At 48.0% G+C, this 20,180-nt stretch carries 18 protein-coding genes; all 18 read right to left on the reverse strand.

Features of this window, described 5'->3' with window-relative positions:
• Positions 1-18: 18 nt before the first annotated feature.
• Complete coding sequence (gene fliG, locus R3289_RS08485; protein ID WP_318925094.1) at positions 19-1,062, reverse strand: flagellar motor switch protein FliG; 1,044 nt, start codon at positions 1,060-1,062, stop codon at positions 19-21.
• Positions 1,055-2,803, reverse strand: coding sequence for a flagellar basal-body MS-ring/collar protein FliF (gene fliF, locus R3289_RS08490; protein WP_318925095.1), 1,749 nt, complete (start codon positions 2,801-2,803; stop codon positions 1,055-1,057). Before fliF ends, fliG begins: the two co-directional genes overlap by 8 nt.
• Positions 2,804-2,818: 15 nt before the next feature.
• Positions 2,819-3,130 carry a flagellar hook-basal body complex protein FliE gene (gene fliE / locus R3289_RS08495; protein WP_318925096.1) on the reverse strand — a complete coding sequence of 104 codons (312 nt, stop codon included), beginning with the start codon at positions 3,128-3,130 and terminating at the stop codon, positions 2,819-2,821.
• Positions 3,131-3,250: 120 nt separating this feature from the next.
• Complete coding sequence (locus tag R3289_RS08500; protein WP_318925097.1) at positions 3,251-4,651, reverse strand: sigma-54 dependent transcriptional regulator; 1,401 nt, start codon at positions 4,649-4,651, stop codon at positions 3,251-3,253.
• A complete protein-coding gene (locus tag R3289_RS08505; protein WP_318925098.1) occupies positions 4,648-5,736 on the reverse strand; it encodes a sensor histidine kinase in 1,089 nt (362 codons plus the stop codon). Before R3289_RS08505 ends, R3289_RS08500 begins: the two co-directional genes overlap by 4 nt.
• Before the next feature lie 142 nt (positions 5,737-5,878).
• A complete protein-coding gene (locus R3289_RS08510) occupies positions 5,879-7,336 on the reverse strand; it encodes a sigma-54 dependent transcriptional regulator (protein ID WP_318925099.1) in 1,458 nt (485 codons plus the stop codon).
• Positions 7,337-7,587: 251 nt separating this feature from the next.
• Positions 7,588-7,992 carry a flagellar export chaperone FliS gene (fliS, locus tag R3289_RS08515; protein ID WP_318925251.1) on the reverse strand — a complete coding sequence of 135 codons (405 nt, stop codon included), beginning with the start codon at positions 7,990-7,992 and terminating at the stop codon, positions 7,588-7,590.
• Between the two features lie 15 nt (positions 7,993-8,007).
• The gene (locus tag R3289_RS08520; RefSeq protein WP_318925100.1) at positions 8,008-8,292 is read right to left on the reverse strand and encodes a flagellar rod protein FlaI; all 285 of its coding nucleotides are present in this window, start codon (positions 8,290-8,292) and stop codon (positions 8,008-8,010) included.
• Positions 8,293-8,310: 18 nt separating this feature from the next.
• Entirely contained in the window at positions 8,311-9,684 is a 1,374-nt protein-coding gene (gene fliD / locus R3289_RS08525) for a flagellar filament capping protein FliD (RefSeq protein ID WP_318925101.1), read from the reverse strand.
• Between the two features lie 24 nt (positions 9,685-9,708).
• On the reverse strand, positions 9,709-10,143 hold the full coding sequence (locus R3289_RS08530) for a flagellar protein FlaG (RefSeq protein ID WP_318925102.1): 435 nt from the start codon (positions 10,141-10,143) through the stop codon (positions 9,709-9,711).
• A gap of 81 nt (positions 10,144-10,224) precedes the next feature.
• Positions 10,225-11,373: a flagellin gene (locus tag R3289_RS08535; RefSeq protein ID WP_318925103.1), complete on the reverse strand. Its 1,149-nt coding sequence runs from the start codon at positions 11,371-11,373 to the stop codon at positions 10,225-10,227.
• 268 nt (positions 11,374-11,641) lie between these two features.
• Positions 11,642-12,787: a flagellin gene (locus R3289_RS08540; protein ID WP_318925104.1), complete on the reverse strand. Its 1,146-nt coding sequence runs from the start codon at positions 12,785-12,787 to the stop codon at positions 11,642-11,644.
• Between the two features lie 349 nt (positions 12,788-13,136).
• The gene (flgL, locus tag R3289_RS08545) at positions 13,137-14,327 is read right to left on the reverse strand and encodes a flagellar hook-associated protein FlgL (protein WP_318925105.1); all 1,191 of its coding nucleotides are present in this window, start codon (positions 14,325-14,327) and stop codon (positions 13,137-13,139) included.
• 15 nt (positions 14,328-14,342) lie between these two features.
• The gene (flgK, locus tag R3289_RS08550; RefSeq protein WP_318925106.1) at positions 14,343-16,226 is read right to left on the reverse strand and encodes a flagellar hook-associated protein FlgK; all 1,884 of its coding nucleotides are present in this window, start codon (positions 16,224-16,226) and stop codon (positions 14,343-14,345) included.
• 193 nt (positions 16,227-16,419) lie between these two features.
• Positions 16,420-17,379 (reverse strand): flagellar assembly peptidoglycan hydrolase FlgJ, encoded by a 960-nt coding sequence (gene flgJ / locus R3289_RS08555; RefSeq protein WP_318925107.1) that lies wholly within the window; start codon positions 17,377-17,379, stop codon positions 16,420-16,422.
• Positions 17,380-17,427: 48 nt separating this feature from the next.
• Positions 17,428-18,498: a flagellar basal body P-ring protein FlgI gene (locus R3289_RS08560; RefSeq protein WP_318925252.1), complete on the reverse strand. Its 1,071-nt coding sequence runs from the start codon at positions 18,496-18,498 to the stop codon at positions 17,428-17,430.
• Between the two features lie 90 nt (positions 18,499-18,588).
• Positions 18,589-19,359 carry a flagellar basal body L-ring protein FlgH gene (gene flgH / locus R3289_RS08565; RefSeq protein WP_318925108.1) on the reverse strand — a complete coding sequence of 257 codons (771 nt, stop codon included), beginning with the start codon at positions 19,357-19,359 and terminating at the stop codon, positions 18,589-18,591.
• A gap of 17 nt (positions 19,360-19,376) precedes the next feature.
• Positions 19,377-20,165, reverse strand: coding sequence for a flagellar basal-body rod protein FlgG (flgG, locus tag R3289_RS08570; RefSeq protein ID WP_318925109.1), 789 nt, complete (start codon positions 20,163-20,165; stop codon positions 19,377-19,379).
• Positions 20,166-20,180: the final 15 nt, after the last annotated feature.

Here is a 20,180-nt window from a genome sequence, read left to right on the forward strand (position 1 = left end):
GGACAAGATCTGATTAGCTTACAGGAATTCATCAGCACCACCGCCACCTCCGAGCATTAACTCACCGGCATCGGCCAGACGACGGGCGATAGAAAGAATTTCTTTCTGTGCCGCTTCCACATCGGCCACACGGATAGGACCCATTGCTTCCAGGTCGTCTTGCAGCATTTCTGCCGCACGTTTTGACATATTACGGAGAATTTTCTCACGCAGGGTATCATCAGCACCTTTAAGGGCTTTCTGCAGCAGATCTTGCGGTACGTCACGCAGTAACAACTGGATTCCGCGATCGTCCACCTCAACAAGATTTTCAAATACAAACATCAGATCTTGGATTTGTGTTGCCATATCCTCGTCATTTTCATGGATCTGATCCATCAACAAGCCTTCGACATTGTTATCGAGGTAGTTCATGATTTCAGCCGCTGCTTTCAAGCCGCCAATTTTGGCCGCCTGAGTACCAGCCTGACCGGCAAACTGTTTCTCCATGATGTCATTCAGTTCATGCAATGCTGCTGGCTGAACTTCTTCAAGATTGGCAATACGCATCATCAGATCAAGCCGGACACGCTCTGAGAACTGAGACATGATTTCGGCAGACTGCTCAGGCTCCAGGTATGACAGTACGATAGTCTGGATCTGCGGGTGCTCGTTAAGAATAATGCTGGCAACCTGCCGCGGATCCATCCACTTCAATGAATCCAGCCCGCGAGAACCACTGCCCATCAGGATCTGATCAACCAGGTTATTCGCTTTATCTTCACCTAACGCAGCAATCAGGGTATTACGGACAAAATCTTCGCTGCCCGTACCGATACTGCTGTACTTCTGAATATCTTCGAGGAAATGGCGATGTACTGCAGAGGCCTTCTCCTGACTCAAATCTGCCATACTTGCCATCGAGCTACCGACTCGCTGGACCTGTTTCGGTTCAAGATGACGAATAATACTGGCCGCGTCCTGTTCACTGAGGCTGAGCAATAAGATCGCTGCTTTCTCAGTGCCGCTTAAGGTCATGACATCAAATTTTTTATCTTCAGTGGTTGCAACTTCATTAGCCATCTTCGTTTAACCAACCTTTCACTACTTGCACTGCTAAATCTTGCTCATTTGCCACCAACGCTCTGACCGCTTTTAGCAGATCTTCATCTTTATGCAGGTTTGGCAAATCTATATTACTGCTACTCAATTCAAAACTTTCCATACCATCGAGCTCAGCACCAATCAAACCAACCCCCTCTTCGCCATTGGCAAGGATCGGTAAGCCATTTGCATCAAGCGGCGTACCATCTGAGGCCTGGTTCGGATACAACAATTTTTTCATCGCCGGACGAACCAGCACGATGATTACGACGATAATCACCAAAGCGGCAGCCAGCCAGCGTATCCAGTTATTGAAATTCGGATGCTCCCAAATAGGCAAATCAACCAATTGCATCTCTTCCGGTACCGCGAATGCAACTGAGATGACTTCCAGCAGATCACCCCGTGACTCAGCAAACCCAACCCCGCCCATTAACAACCTGCGGATTTTAACCAAATCAGCTTCACTGACCGGGACGCGGGTAATTTCACCGGTTTCAGGGTTAATCACTTGCTTGTAATTGATCGCCACAGATACGGTCTGACGACTGATCGTGCCTGATTGGGCCCGCTTATGACTAATCGTGGTATCTAGTTCGAAGTTACGGGTGGCTTCACGGTGAACAGAGCCGTTGTTTGACCCCTTGCCTGACTGCATATCAGCAATGTCTTGCGGGATAGATGAGTCTGCAGGAGGCTGATTACTTAATGCGCCGGGAATGCCTGCAACCACATTGCCGTTATTGTAATCTTCCAGCGTATATTCACTGCGGGTTGATGGCGTCGCAGGATCAAACTGTTTACGCGTTTCTTCAATCGCACTGAAATCCATCGAGATATCGACCTGAGAGGTATAATTTCCCAGCCCTAAAACAGGAATTAAAATTGCGTCAATTTTTTCACGCAAGGTTTTTTCCTGTTTACGCTCTAATTCATATTCTTTACGCTTCGCCGTCGCACTCGGATCTTCAGTGCCCGAACTCAACAGCCGACCATGTTGATCGGTCACCGTCACTCGGGTTGGTTTCAGGTTAGGAACAGCCGTTGCCACCATATCAACAATGGAGTCAACTTCTTGCTGACCCAGCATGCCATTTGATGACAAGGTCAGAAACACCGTTGCTGACGCTTCCTGATTATGACGTACAAACACGCTTTGCTTAGGCATCGCCAAAAGCACCTGGGCTTTGCGTACCTGACGGATCTGTTCAATGGCACGAGCAAGCTGACGTTCCCGACTAAGCTTTAACCGCTCACGTTCAAGACGCTGGGAAACACCAAAGCCCATGTCTTGCAGCAAAATATCATCGCCTTCGGACACCACCGAATTTAACCCCGTACGGGTTAAGTCCAGCTTAATTGCAGCAAAATCATCAGCCGGAACACGAATCGTGTTCCCTTCCAGTTTGTAGTTCACCTTCTTCTGATCAAAATGATCAAGGATCGGAATAAGTTCATCTGTGGAATAGGTGCCGAGCGGACGCATCTCGGGCTCTTTTATCCACATCACCACCATGACAATTAATGCCACACAGATAGCAACAGACAGCACAAGAATAACCTGGCGTAATAAGTCCAGGTTGCCTAACAGGCTATCAACACGAGTGGCGCTTTTTTCTTCTGCATCGGGGTTATGCAGATCGAGTTCACTGTCTGTGACAACAGGAGCCGGTGCATTTCCCGCTACAGCTAATTCGTGGTTTGGTGTTTGTTCCGACACTAACTATATCCTGGATTACACTGGCATATTCATTAATTGTTTATAAGCTTCCACCAGTTTATTGCGAACCTGTACGGTAGCTTCAAAAGCAACACTCGATTTATTTCTTGCAATCATCACATCGGATAACGATACACTGCGATCCCCTTGATCGAACCGGGTGCTGAGATCGCTCGATTGCCCCTGAAGCTGATTAACCGACTTAACCGCATCGTTAAGCAATGCACCAAAATCGGCACTGACCTGCTGTCCCGTTGCCGGGCGAGAGGTATTTTGCGCTTCCAGCTTCAGGCTTTGCATTTCTGTTTGTAGTCCATTGACGTTCATTGTCTTCCTCGCGCTGTCATTATATTGACGATGGTGTCGATTAGCACTGCTTTTGCTCATTAAATGGCAAACTTAACGCCAGTTTTATTAATAAGCCGTAATAAATCACGCTTAATCTTATCAGAGTGGGATCTCAATTCCGGCATCGCGCATTTTTGCTAACTTGTAGCGCAATGTTCGCGGGCTGATGCCCAATTGTTCAGCCACGTCTTTACGTCGGCCTTCACAGCTTTTAATGGTATCGAGAATAATGGTGAACTCCTGCTCGCGAAGTTCATTTCCTAGTCCGTCGCGTGACGCTGCAACCGAGACAGGTTCAACAGTGGGTCGTTCTGCAGGTAATTGCACTGTCGTATGCAATTGTACCGCGGATTGCAGGCTGTGCGCATCCAGCCAGTCCAGCCCTTCCAGTAAAATATGTCCGCTTTCAATACTGAGGCTGTCACATAAAATTAATGCACGCTGAATAACGTTATCAAGCTCACGTACATTGCCCGGCCACCCGTATTGCTGCAATTTCACTTGCGCACTCTGGCTCAGTACCGGTACCGGTAACCCTTGTTTCATACAATGGCGTTCAGTGAAATATTGTGCCAACGGCACGATATCACCTTTACGATCTGTCAGCGCCGGCCAGACTAACGGAAACACATTCAGACGATAATACAGATCTTCGCGGAAATGTCCTTGCGCCACATACTGTTTTAAATCGCGGTTGCTGGTTGCCAGAACACGGATATTCAGCTTGATACTTTTACGACTGCCCAAGCGTTCGACTTCACGCTCTTGCAACACCCGGAGCAATTTTGCTTGCAGGTTTAAATCCATCTCACTGATTTCATCCAGTAAAATAGTGCCGCCCTGGGCTTGCTCAAATTTTCCCGGACACGCTTGCACGGCCCCGGTAAATGCGCCTTTTTCATAGCCGAATAACGTGGCTTCCAGCATATTATCCGGGATCGCCGCACAGTTAATGGCAACAAATGGGCCTTCGCTGCGATTGGAGTGATCATGGATGTAGCGCGACATAACCTCTTTACCGCAACCGCTCGGGCCTAGCACCATTACATTGGCGTCCGTTTTCGCGACCTTATCAGCTAAAGCGAGTAGTTTGAGGCTCTTCTCATCAGCGACAATAGCATGGCTTGACTCACTCTTGACTGGCGCATAACGACTCACCATGTTGAGCAGTACTTCGGGGGCAAATGGCTTAGCCATATAATCAATCGCCCCTTCTTTCATTGCTGATACCGCATCTTCAATGTTGGCGTAAGCGGTCATTAACAAAACTGGTGTCTTCGGCCAGTGCAGTTTGATATTACGTAATAACCCCAAGCCATCCATACCGGCCATCTGCACATCAGAAACGACAATATCAACAGGTTCCGATTTCAATATCAGTAAAGCTTGTTCTGCACTGTCTGCTTCTATCCATTGGTACCCCGCCAGCGCTAATGTATCAATCAAGGCTTCACGCAAGCCTTCATCATCCTCTACGACTAATACACGGCTTTGATTCATCGAAATTCTCCTAGCGCTGCCTGCTTCAAGGCCTGTTGTTCACTGTCCGAGCAGGTATTAACCTGCAGCGGTGCCTGATTTTCCGCAAGGGGAACCTTTAAAGTAAAACACGCCCCGTGGCCTGGTTCTGACTTTAATAAAAGGTGACCTTTATGGGCATTTGCTACCATCTGTACCACCGCCAGCCCCAATCCGGTTCCTTGCTGACGAGTCGTGAAAAACGGCTCTAATATTTTCGCCTGCATATCAGCCGGGATACCCGGCCCGTTATCGGTTACCGACAGATAGACATCACTGTTATACCGGGTGCAACTTACCGCGACTTTACATTGTTTACCCGACATCTGAATCGCGTTGGTGATCACATTACTTAATGCACTGGCCAGTGCATTGGCATTGCCCAAAATCATTGCACTTTCATCATCGCAATCAATACTGAAGTCGACCTGGTTCGCCACCACCTGCGCCTCCACCATTGGTTCCAGCTCGTTAAGCAAGCTCTCGAGGTCAAAGCGGTTTACCACCTTGTTGTCTCCGCCCTTGGCAAACAGCAACATATCATTGACTTGCTTCTCCAGGTCGTGAAGGCGATCAACTAATTTCGTCTGAAAGCGCTGTCGGGTCTGGGTATTCAGGTTAGGTGCCGATAAATTAGAGGCATACAGCATCGCACTTGATAAAGGGGTACGCACTTGATGTGCCAGAGAAGCGACCATTCTCCCCAGAGATGATAGCCGTTGCATTTCACTGAAACGGGATTGCAGCAGACGAGTTTCGGTCATATCGGTGATCAGAATCAGCTGACCGGCATCAGAAGCAGAAATCGCTAATTTAACCTTACGTCCGCTACGTAAAGAGACTTCATGACCGTCATCCTCCTGAGGAGCAAAAGCACGCTGGATCACCGAGAACCAGCGCTCTCCCTCAAGCGGCTCTTCTAACAGCCGGTGAGCCTCTGGGTTTGCTTCACATACGCACCCCATCGGATCAAGTAGAATCACTCCCGCAGGCATGACATCCAGTACTTGTTTATAACGGCTGATTTGCTGAGTTAACGTTCCTAGCGGAGATTCGATTTCACCCATGCGATACCTAACAAAAGTACATAAAATGCTTAATTAAGCATTTTCCATGCCAAATTAAAACCAATAGTATCAACAGGTTGAGTAAGAGGAAAGGGCTTTGGCAGGGTCAATAAAATGACACCCGCCCTAAAAAAGTGACAATTTAACGTAATTCTTCTTTGTTTAAACCATACTTACGCATTTTCTCAACCAGAGTCGTTCGACGCATACCTAACATATCAGCGGCACGGGCAACAACCCCCGACTGAGCTTCAAGTGCCTGGCAGATCATCTCTACTTCAAGTTCAGCCAGCATCTCTTTCAGGTTTACCCCTTCCGACGGCAGATCATTTAAGCCTAAGATTTCTTCCTGTTCACTATATGAAGAGGCGAACATATCGGCTAATGCTGCACGTTCCTGATCTTCTGTCGACAGAAAATTCTCTTCTGGCTGGAAGTCAGGAATATGGCTATAGCGATATTTCACCGGCAAATGATTCACATCGACCATTTCCCCCGGATACAGGATAAGAAGGCGTTCAACCAGATTCGCCAGTTCGCGAACATTGCCTGGCCAGTCATGCTCCATCAATGAAGTAATCGCCCGCGGCGTAAAGTGGATTAACTTCGCGCCTTCCGCTTCCATTCTTGCCAGCAGTTCTTGCAGCAACAGCGGCGTATCTTCAATACGTTCACGTAACGCCGGCATTTCAATAGGGAACACATTCAAGCGATAGTATAAATCTTCACGGAAGGTATTCTCGAGGATCATTGCATCGAGATTACGGTGTGTCGCCGCAATAATGCGGACATTGGTTTTAATGGTCGCATTTCCCCCCACCCGCTCAAAACAACGCTCCTGAAGCACGCGCAGTAATTTCACCTGCATCGACATCGGCATATCACCGATCTCATCGAGAAATAACGTGCCTCCGTCAGCCAACTCAAAACGTCCCTTGCGCGAAGAAATCGCCCCGGTGAAGGCCCCTTTTTCATGGCCAAACAATTCACTTTCAAGCAGATCCGGTGGAATAGCACCGCAGTTAACTGGCACGAATGGGCCGTTGCCACGAGAAGAGTGATAATGAATATTGCGCGCAACAACTTCTTTACCGGTACCGGATTCCCCAAGGATCAAAACACTGGCATCTGTTGATGCAACTTGCTCTATAAGGTGTCGTACCTGGCTGATGCTTTCACTGCGCCCCACCATGCTGCGGAATAACACATTCTTGCGCCCGATCTGAGGCACCTGAAAAGTACGCTTACCAAGAAACTCCTGACAATGGCGTAATGCACCGGCTAACTGACCGTAATTTAGCGGTAACTCTAACTCACCCACATAGTTGGTCAGCCCTGCTAAGTCGCGGGCATGATCAGATAAGGCAATCACCGGGATATGATTATGAATGCGTAAGTAGTCCAGAATTTTCTTAAGTGATTTATTGGAACTAATTTTACCCAGTAAACAGGCACCCCATGCCCTTTCCCAAAGTGGGTTTTCTACTTCATCGGTTGATACTGCTTCATGCTGTTCACCAACAAAGTTAAGAATCACACTGAGGTCATGACGGTGCTGCAGATCGTCATCAATAACGAGGGTCTTTGCTATACCTTGCATAGGACTGATATTGCCTGCCTTTATAAGAATTTTATATTTTGTGGCGTATTCGAGAGGAACAGCAACCAAAAGTTATGGGCTGCTATTGTAATAAAAGCACAGGAGAAGGCAACCGGGGACGCATAAAAGCTGTGACCCCAGTACAAAGGAATAAATAAACTAAGACAGGTTTTGGCTAAAATTGGATCTATTCAGGGGATTTCTGTAACTATCTAGCAATCCCCATTGACTATAGACGATAAGAATAACGACTACACATCAAGCTGAGTCATGTTGTGATAATCCACCGGGATCTGTTCCCATGCTGATTTGATCTCACGTAGCATATCGATCACATCATCAATCGGCTCAGGCTTGTTTTCCTGGTTTGCCAGGTAAATTTGCTGGATCATGAAGTCGTACAATGCGTCAAGGTTGGCCGCAATCTCACCGCCGTCTTCCATCGACAGGCAGCTGCGTAAACTGATAATAATATCGAGTGCTTTACCCAAACGTTCGCCTTTGATAGCAATCGAACCTTGCTGCATCGCGGATTTACCCTGGATAAGGCGCTCTATTGCACCGCCCATTAACATCTGGATCACCCGATGAGGAGATGCCGACGTTAACTGACTGTCTACTGAGACTCGTTTGTAAGCCTGTAGCGATCCTCTCATTGCCATTTTATTACCTTACCGAAATTTATTATAAACCTGCATCGAGCGTTGCCCGTGCTGTAGTCGTTGTAGTTGGCTTGCTGACATATCTCTGTGGTGACGGATCCGCGCAAGCAAACACGTTGTCCGTTCAACCGCAGCCTGCCACTCCTCTTTATTTAAGCGTTCAGGCTCAGCCATCAACTGTTGTAAAAGAGACTCGCGTTGCTGCAATAACTGTTGCAACTCATCAGAAGCAACGTCACCTTCAACAGCTAAAATCGCCTCCAGTTCATTGTCTAACTGATTTAAACGTTGCATAAAGGCTCTCTTCAATCATTACATCTGGGGCATCATGCTCATCATAGAACCAAGCTGGCCCTGCATTTTACCCATTGCTGAATCCATCGCCGTAAACTGATCATGGGTGCGCTTTTGCACGCTGTCCATGCGACGATCTAACTTCGCCTGATCAGAATTTAAACGCGTTACCTGATCTGTTAAGCTGTTTTCCCGCCCTCTGATACTGCCAGTGATCCCGGTATGCGAGTGGATCAAATCTTCAACCCTGCGCGCAAAACCATTAGGACCACCAAAAAATTCGCCGACATCGGAAAAATTCTTATCAAGCTGTTTGTCCAGCAGATCATAATCGACCTCCAGCCGGCCGTTCATACTCGTGGTGATGCCCAGTTCCGTCAGGGTTTTAACCGACGCTGGTGCATCATCGACCGGCGTCGAAAAAGCGGCTCGCAGTTGGTTGGTGACAGCACGGATAATGGTGTCACCCATTAAAGGGCCTTTTTCCTGAGTTTGTGGATCAAACTTGCCAAGTTGCTGGCTGACATCAAAAAACTGGTTATAAGCATTCACAAACTGCTCAATGGCGCCACCGACCTGGTTACGATCATAACTCACATCCACGACAGCATGGGGCGTTTCCAGGCCATCGGTCAACTGAGCTAAGTTCAGATCAACCCCTTTAATCGCATCTTCAATCACGTTCGTACTGCTGGTGACAACCGCCAACCCATCAATCAGCACGCGGGCATCTTTCGCCGGCTGCATTTCAGTCATGGAATTAACGTCATGGTTGCTGTTGAAACCAAACTTTTGCAACGTACTGAATGAAGGCGCATCGACTTTAACCTTGATGCTATTTTCTTCACCAGGTTTATCAGACGCCAACACCAAACGCGCCCCGACATCATCTTTAATGATGGATGCCATCACTCCGGGGTTAGATGGATGTCGGTTTATCAGCCGAACAACATCGATAATTTTGCTTTCATCTTCCGGGATATCAACCGTAAACGGCGTACCTGCCAGGCCGATAGCAAGTTTTCCCGCTCCCAATTTCTCTTTTTCATCAAAAGAGCTTGAAACAATTTTGTGAGATTGGGCGAGTTGTTGAACGTTAACCGTATATTTACCGGGAATGGCTTCGGGTGAGGCTGAAGCGGTTAAAACATCAGTGTCGTTAGAACTCGCCGTTCGCGCAGATAATACATCATTGTGACGAAAATCCGCCATCAGGTTTTTCATGGTATCTAACGAACCTTTCAGCCGCCCGTAGGCACTGAGACTGACATCAACTTTATCTCGCTGCTGATTGATACGCGCTTCTTTTGGAGCCCGTTCAGATTCAACGATCTTATTAACCATGTTGTTAATATCAAGACCTGAAGCGGTGGCTGATGCGCCTATGTTCATTGACTACCTCAAATGATACCAGAGTTACACTTTTGTCGTTACCAGCCCCCCGGAATGCGATGCTAGCTGCCGGGAAAGTTCCAACATATCTTCATCAGGGATCTGCCTGACCACATCACCATTTCGTTTTTCATAGACAGTGACAACATCACGACCAGATTCTTCATCGATACGAAATGCCAGGCCTTTATTCAAGGTGCCGACAAACTCTTCGATTTTTTCAACCATTTTCTCAAGCTGTTCGCGTTGGATCTCACCATGCTTTTTCAGCTCCGTCGATTGCTCTACCCGACGGACGTCCGCTTTACCTTTATCACTGCTGTGATCAAGGTCTGCGGCATTAACGGGGTTAGATGCTGATGGCAAGCCCCGAGAATCGTCTGAAATACTAGCAACATTTGTGCCATTTCTTGATAGCGATGAGGGCTGAGATGAAGTTGACACGGGTTTTATATCCATAATCATTCACCTTCTTACTTTTCTGAAAGCTGCATATAGCAGAAAACGGCAAGGGAAGGCCCCTTGCCGTTTTTAATGGAATTAACCTAGTAGGCTAAGTGCAGCTTGTGGCGCTTGTTTTGCTTGCGCAAGAATTGACGTCGCAGCCTGAGAAAGGATCTGGTTCTTGGTCATATTCGTTGTTTCTTTCGCAAAATCAGTATCACGAATACGGCTGTTAGAAGCAGAAACGTTTTCGTTAACGTTGTCTAAGTTGTTGATGGTGTGGTTCAGACGGTTCTGAGACGCACCCAACTTCGCACGGTCAGAGTCAATTTGCTTCAGGGCGTTATCAAGAATGGCGACGGCCTGCTGTGAACCACCTACCGATTCAACGTTGATCTCCTGAACAGATGCACTGCCCGCACCGGCTGCAGCATCTGCCAGACCTAGCGCAGCCGTTGTTGCTCCGCCTTCAAATGTGATCGCGGTATCTGAATCAGAAACAACCTGTAGCGCTAACTTTTCAACATCGTTGCCATTGGCATCTTGTTCAATAATCGTTGCAACAGATGCATTCACACCATCAACACGACCATTGATCTTGGTCGCAAGCTCTTCAATGTCATCGCCTTCTTTCATCTGAACAGCTGTGCCATTGATTTTAAGATCTTCACCAGCCATCGCAGCAGACACTTGCCAGTCAGAACCAACGCCAGCCGTTCCTTTCACTGCGGTGCTACTCATCGCATCAGCACGAGTATCAGTCAGAGTAAGCTGTACCGCTTCACCTGAGTCGGCACCAACCTGAATAGAGCGACTGCCAAATGTACCGTTCATCAGCTTGGTACCACCGAAAGAGGTGGTTTCGGCGATACGGTTTATTTCATCTTTCAGTGCTGTCACTTCTTCCTGGATAGCAACACGGTCATCTTTAGAGTTAGAACCGTTAGCAGACTGTAGTGACAAGTCACGCATGCGCTGCAGAATGTTAGTCGTTTCCTGCATTGAACCTTCTGCGGTCTGTGCCATAGAGATACCGTCATTGGCGTTACGTACCGCAACATCCAGACCACGGCTCTGGGTCATCAAACGGTTAGATATTTGCAGACCTGCCGCATCATCTTTCGCACTGTTGATTTTGCTACCTGTCGCAAGACGCTCCATAGATTTGCCAGTTGCTTCAGTTGCCTGGCCTAAGTAACGCTGAGCGGTCATTGCAGAAACGTTAGTGTTTACTGTAACTGCCATAATGTATCTCCTTCAGTATTCAAAATGGCTTGACCAGCCCAGCCGGAAAAACCTTGTTATTCTTAGTACATGAGTTGTAACGGCATGCTCAGGAAAACCTTTAAGTTTTTTTTTAGAAAATTTTGAAAACCGTAAGAAGTGTGATCAAGTTAATAAAAATCAACCCGATAATGTACAAAATCGTTCTGGGGTTCGGGAGGCCAGGAACAGGCAACAAAAAACGGCAAGGGATTGCCCCTTTGCCGTTTTTTATTTCAATGCGGGAAGACTATTGCAGCAGCGTCAGTGCTGCCTGTGGTACCTGCTTGGCCTGAGCCAGAATCGAGGTGCTGGCTTGCTGCAAGATCTGATTTTTAGCCATCTGCGTCGATTCCTTGGCAAAGTCCGTATCACGAATACGACTGTTCGAGGTCGATACATTTTCGGCAGTATTGGCCAGGTTGTTGATGGTATGGCCGAGACGGTTCTGCTTCGCACCCAGATCCGCACGCTGAGTATCGATATACTTCAGTGCCGCATCAATCGTACCGACAGCCTCCTGGGCACCGCCAACCGTGCCTACATCAACTTTTTGTACCGTGATTGACTGACTTGCTGAACCACTAAACAGATCCACACTTGCGCCCGCCGCATCTTTGCCTTGCGCGAGCTTTGTTGTGCCATCAATGGTGACGGCTCCGTTTTCGGAAAAAAGCTGAAGCTCACCTTTTTCACTGACAGAGGCGACAACGGCGGTTTGTTGCCCATTGATTCGCGTCGCCACTTCTTCAATATCATCACCGGCAATCATGTTAACTGAGACAGGATCGGTAGAGCCCGCAACCTTAATGACCAGTTGATCACCTGCAGCCGCTTGCCAGTCAGCACCCGCCATCCCTTTGGCCTTGATGATATCGCCCCCCATGCGCGAGTCATCGGCACGGACGCTGGTCAGGCCCATGATGATCGCTTCACCGGAATCTGCACCAATCTGAAACGCCGCTTCGCCGAACTGACCATTCAACAGTTTACGACCACCAAACGCCGTCGTTTCCGCAATACGGTTCAGCTCGTCCTGCAACGCTGAGACTTCTTGCTGAATTGCCTCACGATCATCATCTGAGTTGGCGCCGTTGGAAGACTGGAGTGACAGATCACGCATACGCTGCAGAATACTGGTGGATTCTTGCAAGGCACCTTCTGCCGTCTGGGCAATCGAAATACCGTCATTGGCGTTGCGTATGGCAACATTCAGACCCCGAGTTTGCGCCACTAGACGATTGGAAATTTGCAGACCCGCGGCATCATCTTTTGCGCTGTTGATTTTGCTACCCGTGGATAGACGCTCCATCGATTGGCTAAGCTCACCAGATGCTTTATTCAGGTAACGCTGCGCAGTCATGGCAGACACGTTGGTGTTTACAGTTACACCCATTTTGCTCTCCTTTGACTTTCGCTTTCAAGCGAAACAGCCTACCCGCAACGAACAGTTCAAAAGACAGTGAAGCGGGGCCAGCTATAAATTAATTTTCATTGGCAATAAATTTGCCACCGACCAGAACAAAGCAAACAACGTGCCAACATTAAAATCGTTATATAACATAATGTTAATGATGGGTGGCAACGGCAATATATAAAGGCGGCAATAACGTGCCCTTTAAGTCTATCGGGTAATTCCAATCGGAATAACAGTCGAACCATGCAGCAAGAGTAGGGGGCAGAAAAAGAAAAAGCCTTTGCATCAACAAAGGCTTTTCTTTTTCCAGACAAACCATTCGAGACAATCAAATATAATTGAACAGGTTCAAGTCTTTGGTTTTAGCAAAGGCTTGCTGCGATGCCTGCAATGCCATCATATTTTCATTTAGTTCAATGACGGCACTGGCATAATCTAAATCTTCCAGTGTGCCGCGAGCCTGGCTCATTACGATTCTAAAATCCTGGTGCATATCTTCCTGACGATCTAAGGTTTGCAGGCGAGTACCCACCTCTGAGCGTGTTCGGTTTATATGCTTGAACGCTTGCGACATCTCTTCTGCGACCTGATGCAATTCTGCACTGGCTGAGGCATCAGACACATCTTTATCCGCCAGCTCAATACCCCGCTTAAAGGCATCGAAAACACTGATATGCTCCTGGCGATTTAATGTCAGACTATCACCATCTGTCACCTCGCCTTCCAGATCAATTTGCAGTGTTCCCCATTGGATTCCGGTTTGCGGATCAAAAGGAGCGCTATTAACTAACGTGCCATTTTGAAACAGTTCGTATGATGTTCCGGCTCCGGACGTTGAAAACGCCACCCGATATTCAGACTGATCAGTATCGTTAGTATTGCTGGCCTGTGATAACAGCAATAATGAACCGCTCTGCAGAGCGTAATCAGCCTGGTAGTCACCATATGGATTAGCGACTTCCATGAAGAGTTTATCACCGGCATCATTGACCGGAACATCGACCGAAGGGGCCACTTTTGCCATCCGCTGATAACTGTCACCAACATAGGTCACATGGCCACTGTTATCACGGAAAAAAGGCTGCTGGCTGTATTGGGTGCCGGCAAAAACAAAATTACCTGACTCATCTTTGCTGTTAACCAGATTCATAAATGAATCGTATAACCCCTGCATATCCTGTTTATGTGCAACACGGTCATCACCAGACAATGAACCATTCACCATCATCATGGATTTACGCTTTGCCTCATCCAACAAGTTTTCAACTTCAGCAACAGCGGTTTCTTCATTGTTCAGGCGATTTCTCGCCATGGTAATACTTTTAATCGACTGATCAATGACGGTATTCTGTTGATCGAAGTTCTGAATATAGATTGATGACACCGGGTCATCACCGGCCGTTAGCAGGCGTTTTCCCGATGCTAATTGCTGGTGATTTTCCTGAACCCTCACTTGCTGACGATTCATATCATTGGCCACTGAGCGATAATTATGGAAGCTGGCAACACGGCTGATCATGACTTATGTAACTCCTTATCGTGACGCATTGAGGAGGGTTTCAAAGGTTTCATTTGCCACCGTCATAATACGTGACGATGCCATATAGGCTTGCTGGAACTTCATCATATTGGCCGCTTCTTCATCCATGTTTACCCCTGCAATTTCTGCAACCCGGCTTTCAGCCGCATCTTTTTCAACTAATCCGACTTCCTTCAGGCGTGCCGCCGAGGCCTTTTGCACCCCTATCTCGGTATTGAGCCCTTCATACACATCAATCACCGTTGAACGGCCGTTATTCATGAGTTTTTGTGACTGTAATTCCTGCATTTTTATCAGGTTACCATTATCACCAGAAGCAGCGTTCAGGTTAACCGCAAAGAGATCGCCCCCGATTGCACCTCCGGTTAAGGTGAATCGGGTTCCTCCCACGTTTACCTCTGTGGCCGGCGGATAAGCTTGCGGGGCCTGCAGAATATTGCCTTTCATATCTAGCACCGCAAACTGGCTGGCATCCGGCGACACTGCAACCTGAAACTCATTCAGCGTGCCTGCCGCAATAATACCGAGATCAGCGTTGCCATTAATTTTCGTGGCGGAGCTTAAATAACTTTGTGCTGCAAGCTGGGCAGGATCGCCTAAAGTCACCCGTATTTCACCCGCCGCATTCCGGGTCGGCCGTAGCGCTATATGCTCGCCAGCCCCAATCGGTACATCCATCTCCACCCGGAAGCCATCCATCGAGAAAGTCGGTGGCGTACCGCTAGGGATCACGTTCTGGCGGGCACCGTCAGGAGAAATCAGCGTGTGCTGACTGCCATCAAAGGTTAAATCGTATTCACCGATTTTTAACGCATTAATATCTTCGATATAGACTTTTAAATCGGCACCAGAGCCGGTAGGTATTCTTGCTCGGGCAGCTGCCGAGCGGGGGTCATTGACATCATGAAACAGGTTGGCACCGATCTGGCCGTTGAGATCGAGACCTTGCGATTGCAGTTCATTAACGGAATCGGCAAAACCGATAGCAATGCGTCCCATCTCATCCATGCCCTGTGACAATGTTTCATCGCGATACTGAAACAGTGCCGCCAGCTTGCCACCAATGTCATCATTTCGGATGGTTTTTAAAGACTTACCCTCAACAACAGCCAACTGTGTTTGCTGTGGATCCGGCTTGCCGCTGACCATACGCAGCTCGCTGGACTCAATACCCGAAACCAGAGTATGACCGCTGCCAATCATAATATTGAAGACTTCATCGTTTTTGCGGGTCACGGTGACTTTGGTGTATTGCGACAATTCATTAACCAGGTTTTGATGGCGATCCATCAAGTCATTATCAGCGCCTGAAGCGGGTGTTTTCACTAAAGCTTTATGAATATCAACCAGTTCTTTTCCGATATCATTGACGCGATCCAGGGTACGCGCCAAGACGTCATTAGCGACTGTTTTTTGCTGTGCCAATATTGTGTGGTTATCGTTAAGCCCGGCGGCAACCAATTTCGCCTTTTCAAGCACGACTTTGCGTGAGCCCATATCATTAGGGCTGTCAGACAGGGCTTTTACCGCGTCATACCATTGATTCATATCTTCAGGGATTTTTTTTGCACTGTTTGCCAGCATATTATCTAAACGGCCTAACTGCCCTTCCCGCTCAGTGGCATAACTTAAGTTGGTGGTTGTCAGGTTAAGCTCATTGGTGGCAAATTGATCGTAACCGCGGCGAACTTCTGCCGCGTGCACCCCAGTACCGTACTGACTACCGCCCCACCATGTGGGATCATTGGTTTCCTGAACCACTGACTGACGGCTATACCCTTCGGTATTAACGTTGTTGATGTTATGGCTGGTAGTATTGAGCTGCCGCTGTGCAGTAAGCACACCTTGAGAGCCCAGACTGAGCAGATCAAAAGCCATAACGCCTCCCGTTAGTATAAGGTTTGGTAAATCAAATAATTACCTGATTGCAATGCAAAAATCATTCCAATATAGAACTTTAAAATTAAAGTATTGATTCTATTTGGTTTTAAAATAATCCATGACAGAGGGAAGCGGAAAGGGGCAAAGGATTGCCAGAGAGGGAGAAAGCATCGCTTTCTCCAAAACAGGTTTATTTCATCAATGATTTTACAGTATTCATGACACTGATAACTTTATCGGAGTAGTTGGGATCGGTCGCGTAACCGGCCTGGTGCAAGTTCCGAATAAAATGGGAGGGTTCGGCAGGTTGTTCTAACGCTTTCGAATAACGCGGGTTATCGTTCAGAAAACGAACGTAATCATTGAAACTGTCCTGATAATTATCATAGGAGCGAAACGCCGCTTTTTCTTGCACTGCAATACCTTGGTGAAACTCTAAGGTATTGGTCGCCACTTTGTTGCCAGACCAGCGTGGATCGGCTTTGATATTAAACAGGTTATTACTGGATCCTGCCGCATTTTTAATGACTTTCTTCCCCCAGCCTGTTTCAAGGGCTGCCTGAGCAATGAGCACGGAAGGATCGGTCCCTATCGCACGGGCCGCTTTTTCGGCATACGGGCGCATTTTGGTGACAAAATCTTGCGGTGTATCGAACGTTTGTTGCCTTTTGGCTGCCAACATTGGCGGTTGAGCGATGTTCATGGTGCTGGCCTGCATCGCTTTGAATACGTCATCCGCCGCTTGATCCACCATTGCCTGATCCGGTTTTTTACCCTGCCCGTCGACGGGCAGACGCAGTGGCCCATCATGCACCGCATTACGTAGCACTTTATCTGTCTGCTGAGCGTCTTCACCGCCCAGTTGCGCGACAATCATGTCGGCTAACCCCAGCGATCCCGTAGAACTTAATTCACTGGCCATCTGCTCATCATGCATCTGCTCAAAGAATTTCGTGTTCTGGCTACTCATCAGATCAGATTCAAACGCTTCGTTGGCCTGACGCATCGACTTAAATAACATCTGAGTAAAAATCGACTCAAACTGCTCGGCGGCAGCACGTAGTGAGCCTGCCTCGTCCCCGTTGATGCCTGCTCGTAACCTTTCTAAATTTGAAATGTCATGGACAAAGCCAGTGTCGATATTTTTCATTGATGTAATTTCAGTCCTGAGTATTAGGTTCTGTGGTCGGGCATGCCCTTAAATAATAATGAGTTGGCCTTCAATGGCTCCCGCCTGCTTTAATGCCTGCAAGATAGCCATTAAGTCTGAAGGGGCTGCTCCAACCTGATTCACAGCGCGCACCAGCTCGTCTAAAGTGACGCCCGGTTCAAACTTAAACATACGAGAATCTTCTTCTGTCACTTCAATATCGGAGTTAGGCACGACAACCGTTTCCCCGCCGGAAAAAGCATTGGGCTGACTAACCTGGTAGTTTTCCTTAATTGAAACGGTCATACCACCATGAGTAATCGCAGCCGGATTCAGCTTCACGTGCTGGCCTACCACAATGGTTCCGGTACGTGAATTTACTATAATTTTGGCCGCGCCGTCAGCAGGGTTGAACTCAATATTTTCAATCGTTGATAAGAATGCAACACGCTGGCTGACATCGCGAGGGGCACGAACGCGTACCGATGTGGCATCCACTGCGGCCGCCATTTGCGGGCCTAAAAACTGATTGATTGCATCAGACATGCGCTGCGCGGTTGTAAAATCCGAGTCGAACAGGTTAAAGGTAAGAAAGTCACCACGACCAAATGGGTTAGGCACTTCCTGTTCAACAATCGCACCATTCGAAATTCGTCCTACCGTCGGTATATTACCCACCACTTTCGAACCATCGGCTCCCGTTGCACTGAAGCCGCCAACCACCAAACTGCCCTGTGCCACTGCATACACTTTGCCATCCAGACCTTTTAGGAAGGTTTGCAGCAAGGTACCGCCACGCAAGCTCTTGGCGGAACCGAGTGATGACACCGTTATATCAATAGACTGGCCTTGCTTGGTAAAAGGCGGCAGTGAGGCGTTGACGGCAACCGCAGCAACATTTTTGGTCTTTGGCTTAGTACCGGCAGGTAACTGAATACCAAAATTTTGCAGCATCGCGTTAAAGCTCTGATCGGTAAAGGGGGTCGTTTCGCCTGTTCCCGGCAGACCGACAACCAGCCCATACCCCACCAATTGGTTACTACGTACCCCGGCGACTTCTGACACATCTTTAATGCGTGCAGCTTGCAGTGGCAATGCCAGCATCAGTGTCAGACTCATGCAAAAAGTACGTAATTTCACTTTGGCGCTCCGCAATTCACTATCGAATAATTTAAAATTTAAATAACCTTGCAGCGAGTGGAATTGCTGCTAGAGGCTGACGTTAAAAAAGCGCGCCAGCCATCCCTGTTCTTGGGTATCTTGCCTGTCACCGGTGCCTGAATACTGAATACGGGCATTTGAAATACGGGTTGAGGCAATGGTATTTTCCTGGCTGATATCATCCGGACGGATCGTACCACTGACTCGGATATATTCATCACCCGTATTAAGGGTTAGCCATTTCTCGCCTCGAACCATCAGGTTGCCATTCGCCAGTACGTCAATCACTTCTACCGAAATAGAGCCCTTGATACTGTTGCTTTGATCGGCAGAGGTACTGCCGGCAAACTTATTGGCGTTCGCCACTTCATAAGAGAGGTCGCGATCGCCAATTGTCAATGGCTTGCCACCTAAAACCAGAGGATCCATCGATAAATCCGTTGATTTATCAAGATCGGTACTGGCACTTTTTTTCGCCTGGGTTTTCTCTTCTAACAATACCGTGACGATATCACCAATACCGCGCGGCTTAGTGTCATCATACAGATCTTGTGCCTGTGCCAGGCTAAACAATGAACCCGTTGCCGTTGCATAGTGCTCGGGCTTAGGTTGCGGTCGAACCGTGTTCCAGGCCGGGTCGCCTGCCTGCGGATCCTCCCGACGCCGGAGCATATCAATTAAATCCGAACCTTGACCAGCCGAACCCTCGACGGCATCAACCGATGTTGTTGCTTGGGCAACATCGGACGCTTCCGGAACCTGCGGCATAATTTCACAACCGGAAAGCATGACCACCAGACATACCATTAACTTTTTCATGTTAATTTAGCTCCCCGTTACAACTGCTGGTTCACGTAGCTCAGCATCTGATCAACGGTAGAAATCACTTTCGAGTTCATTTCATAGACCCGCTGCGCTTCAATCATGTTAACCAGCTCTTCGGTTACATTCACGTTTGACGTTTCCAGCATCGACTGGCGGATAGCCCCCATTCCATCAAGACCCGGAACACCTTCCTGGGCATCACCGCTCGCCCCTGTCGGCAAAAACAGGTTCTGGCCAATAGGTTCAAGGCCACCTGGATTGATGAAATCAACCGTCGTGATTTGTCCTAATACCTGATTTTCCTGCTGGCCACGAATTCGCGCTGATACTTCACCATCATTACCAACAGTAACGCCCACCGCATCCTCTGGTACAACAATTTCAGGTTGCAGCACATAGCCGGATCCTGTGGTTACCATCTGACCTTCGCCATTGATGGTAAACTGACCATTACGGGTATAACCCATGTTGCCGTCTGGCAAGAGGATCTGAAAGAAGCCATCCCCTTCAATCATCATGTCCATGGCGTTATTGGTCGTTTGGGTATTCCCCTGGGTAAAGACCTTTTGTGTTGCCACCACTTTTGAACCCGCCCCCAGCATCAGGCCGGTAGGTAATTGGGTATCCTGCGATGATTGACCACCAGGCTGATTAATATTCTGGTAAAACAGATCTTCAAAAACCGCACGGCTTTTCTTGAAGCCCACGGTCGAGGCATTCGCCAGGTTATTTGAAATGGTCGAGATATTGGTTTGCTGGGCGTCAAGACCGGTTTTACTTACCCATAGAGCTGGATGCATATTCGTTTCCTTTTA

Source organism: Photobacterium sp., from assembly GCF_033720175.1.
GTDB lineage: Bacteria > Pseudomonadota > Gammaproteobacteria > Enterobacterales > Vibrionaceae > Photobacterium.

Excerpts from the sequence above, each read along its gene's own strand:
- fliG (WP_318925094.1), bottom strand. The coding sequence starts at position 1,062 with ATGGCTAATGAAGTTGCAACCACTGAAGATAAAAAATTTGATGTCATG.
- fliE (WP_318925096.1), bottom strand. The coding sequence starts at position 3,130 with ATGAACGTCAATGGACTACAAACAGAAATGCAAAGCCTGAAGCTGGAA.
- R3289_RS08500 (WP_318925097.1), bottom strand. The coding sequence starts at position 4,651 with ATGAATCAAAGCCGTGTATTAGTCGTAGAGGATGATGAAGGCTTGCGT.
- R3289_RS08505 (WP_318925098.1), bottom strand. The coding sequence starts at position 5,736 with ATGGGTGAAATCGAATCTCCGCTAGGAACGTTAACTCAGCAAATCAGC.
- R3289_RS08510 (WP_318925099.1), bottom strand. The coding sequence starts at position 7,336 with ATGCAAGGTATAGCAAAGACCCTCGTTATTGATGACGATCTGCAGCAC.
- fliS (WP_318925251.1), bottom strand. The coding sequence starts at position 7,992 with ATGAGAGGATCGCTACAGGCTTACAAACGAGTCTCAGTAGACAGTCAG.
- R3289_RS08520 (WP_318925100.1), bottom strand. The coding sequence starts at position 8,292 with ATGCAACGTTTAAATCAGTTAGACAATGAACTGGAGGCGATTTTAGCT.
- fliD (WP_318925101.1), bottom strand. The coding sequence starts at position 9,684 with ATGAACATAGGCGCATCAGCCACCGCTTCAGGTCTTGATATTAACAAC.
- R3289_RS08530 (WP_318925102.1), bottom strand. The coding sequence starts at position 10,143 with ATGGATATAAAACCCGTGTCAACTTCATCTCAGCCCTCATCGCTATCA.
- R3289_RS08535 (WP_318925103.1), bottom strand. The coding sequence starts at position 11,373 with ATGGCAGTTACAGTAAACACTAACGTTTCTGCAATGACCGCTCAGCGT.
- R3289_RS08540 (WP_318925104.1), bottom strand. The coding sequence starts at position 12,787 with ATGGGTGTAACTGTAAACACCAACGTGTCTGCCATGACTGCGCAGCGT.
- flgL (WP_318925105.1), bottom strand. The coding sequence starts at position 14,327 with ATGATCAGCCGTGTTGCCAGCTTCCATAATTATCGCTCAGTGGCCAAT.
- flgK (WP_318925106.1), bottom strand. The coding sequence starts at position 16,226 with ATGGCTTTTGATCTGCTCAGTCTGGGCTCTCAAGGTGTGCTTACTGCA.
- flgJ (WP_318925107.1), bottom strand. The coding sequence starts at position 17,379 with ATGAAAAATATCGACACTGGCTTTGTCCATGACATTTCAAATTTAGAA.
- R3289_RS08560 (WP_318925252.1), bottom strand. The coding sequence starts at position 18,498 with ATGAGTCTGACACTGATGCTGGCATTGCCACTGCAAGCTGCACGCATT.
- flgH (WP_318925108.1), bottom strand. The coding sequence starts at position 19,359 with ATGAAAAAGTTAATGGTATGTCTGGTGGTCATGCTTTCCGGTTGTGAA.
- flgG (WP_318925109.1), bottom strand. The coding sequence starts at position 20,165 with ATGCATCCAGCTCTATGGGTAAGTAAAACCGGTCTTGACGCCCAGCAA.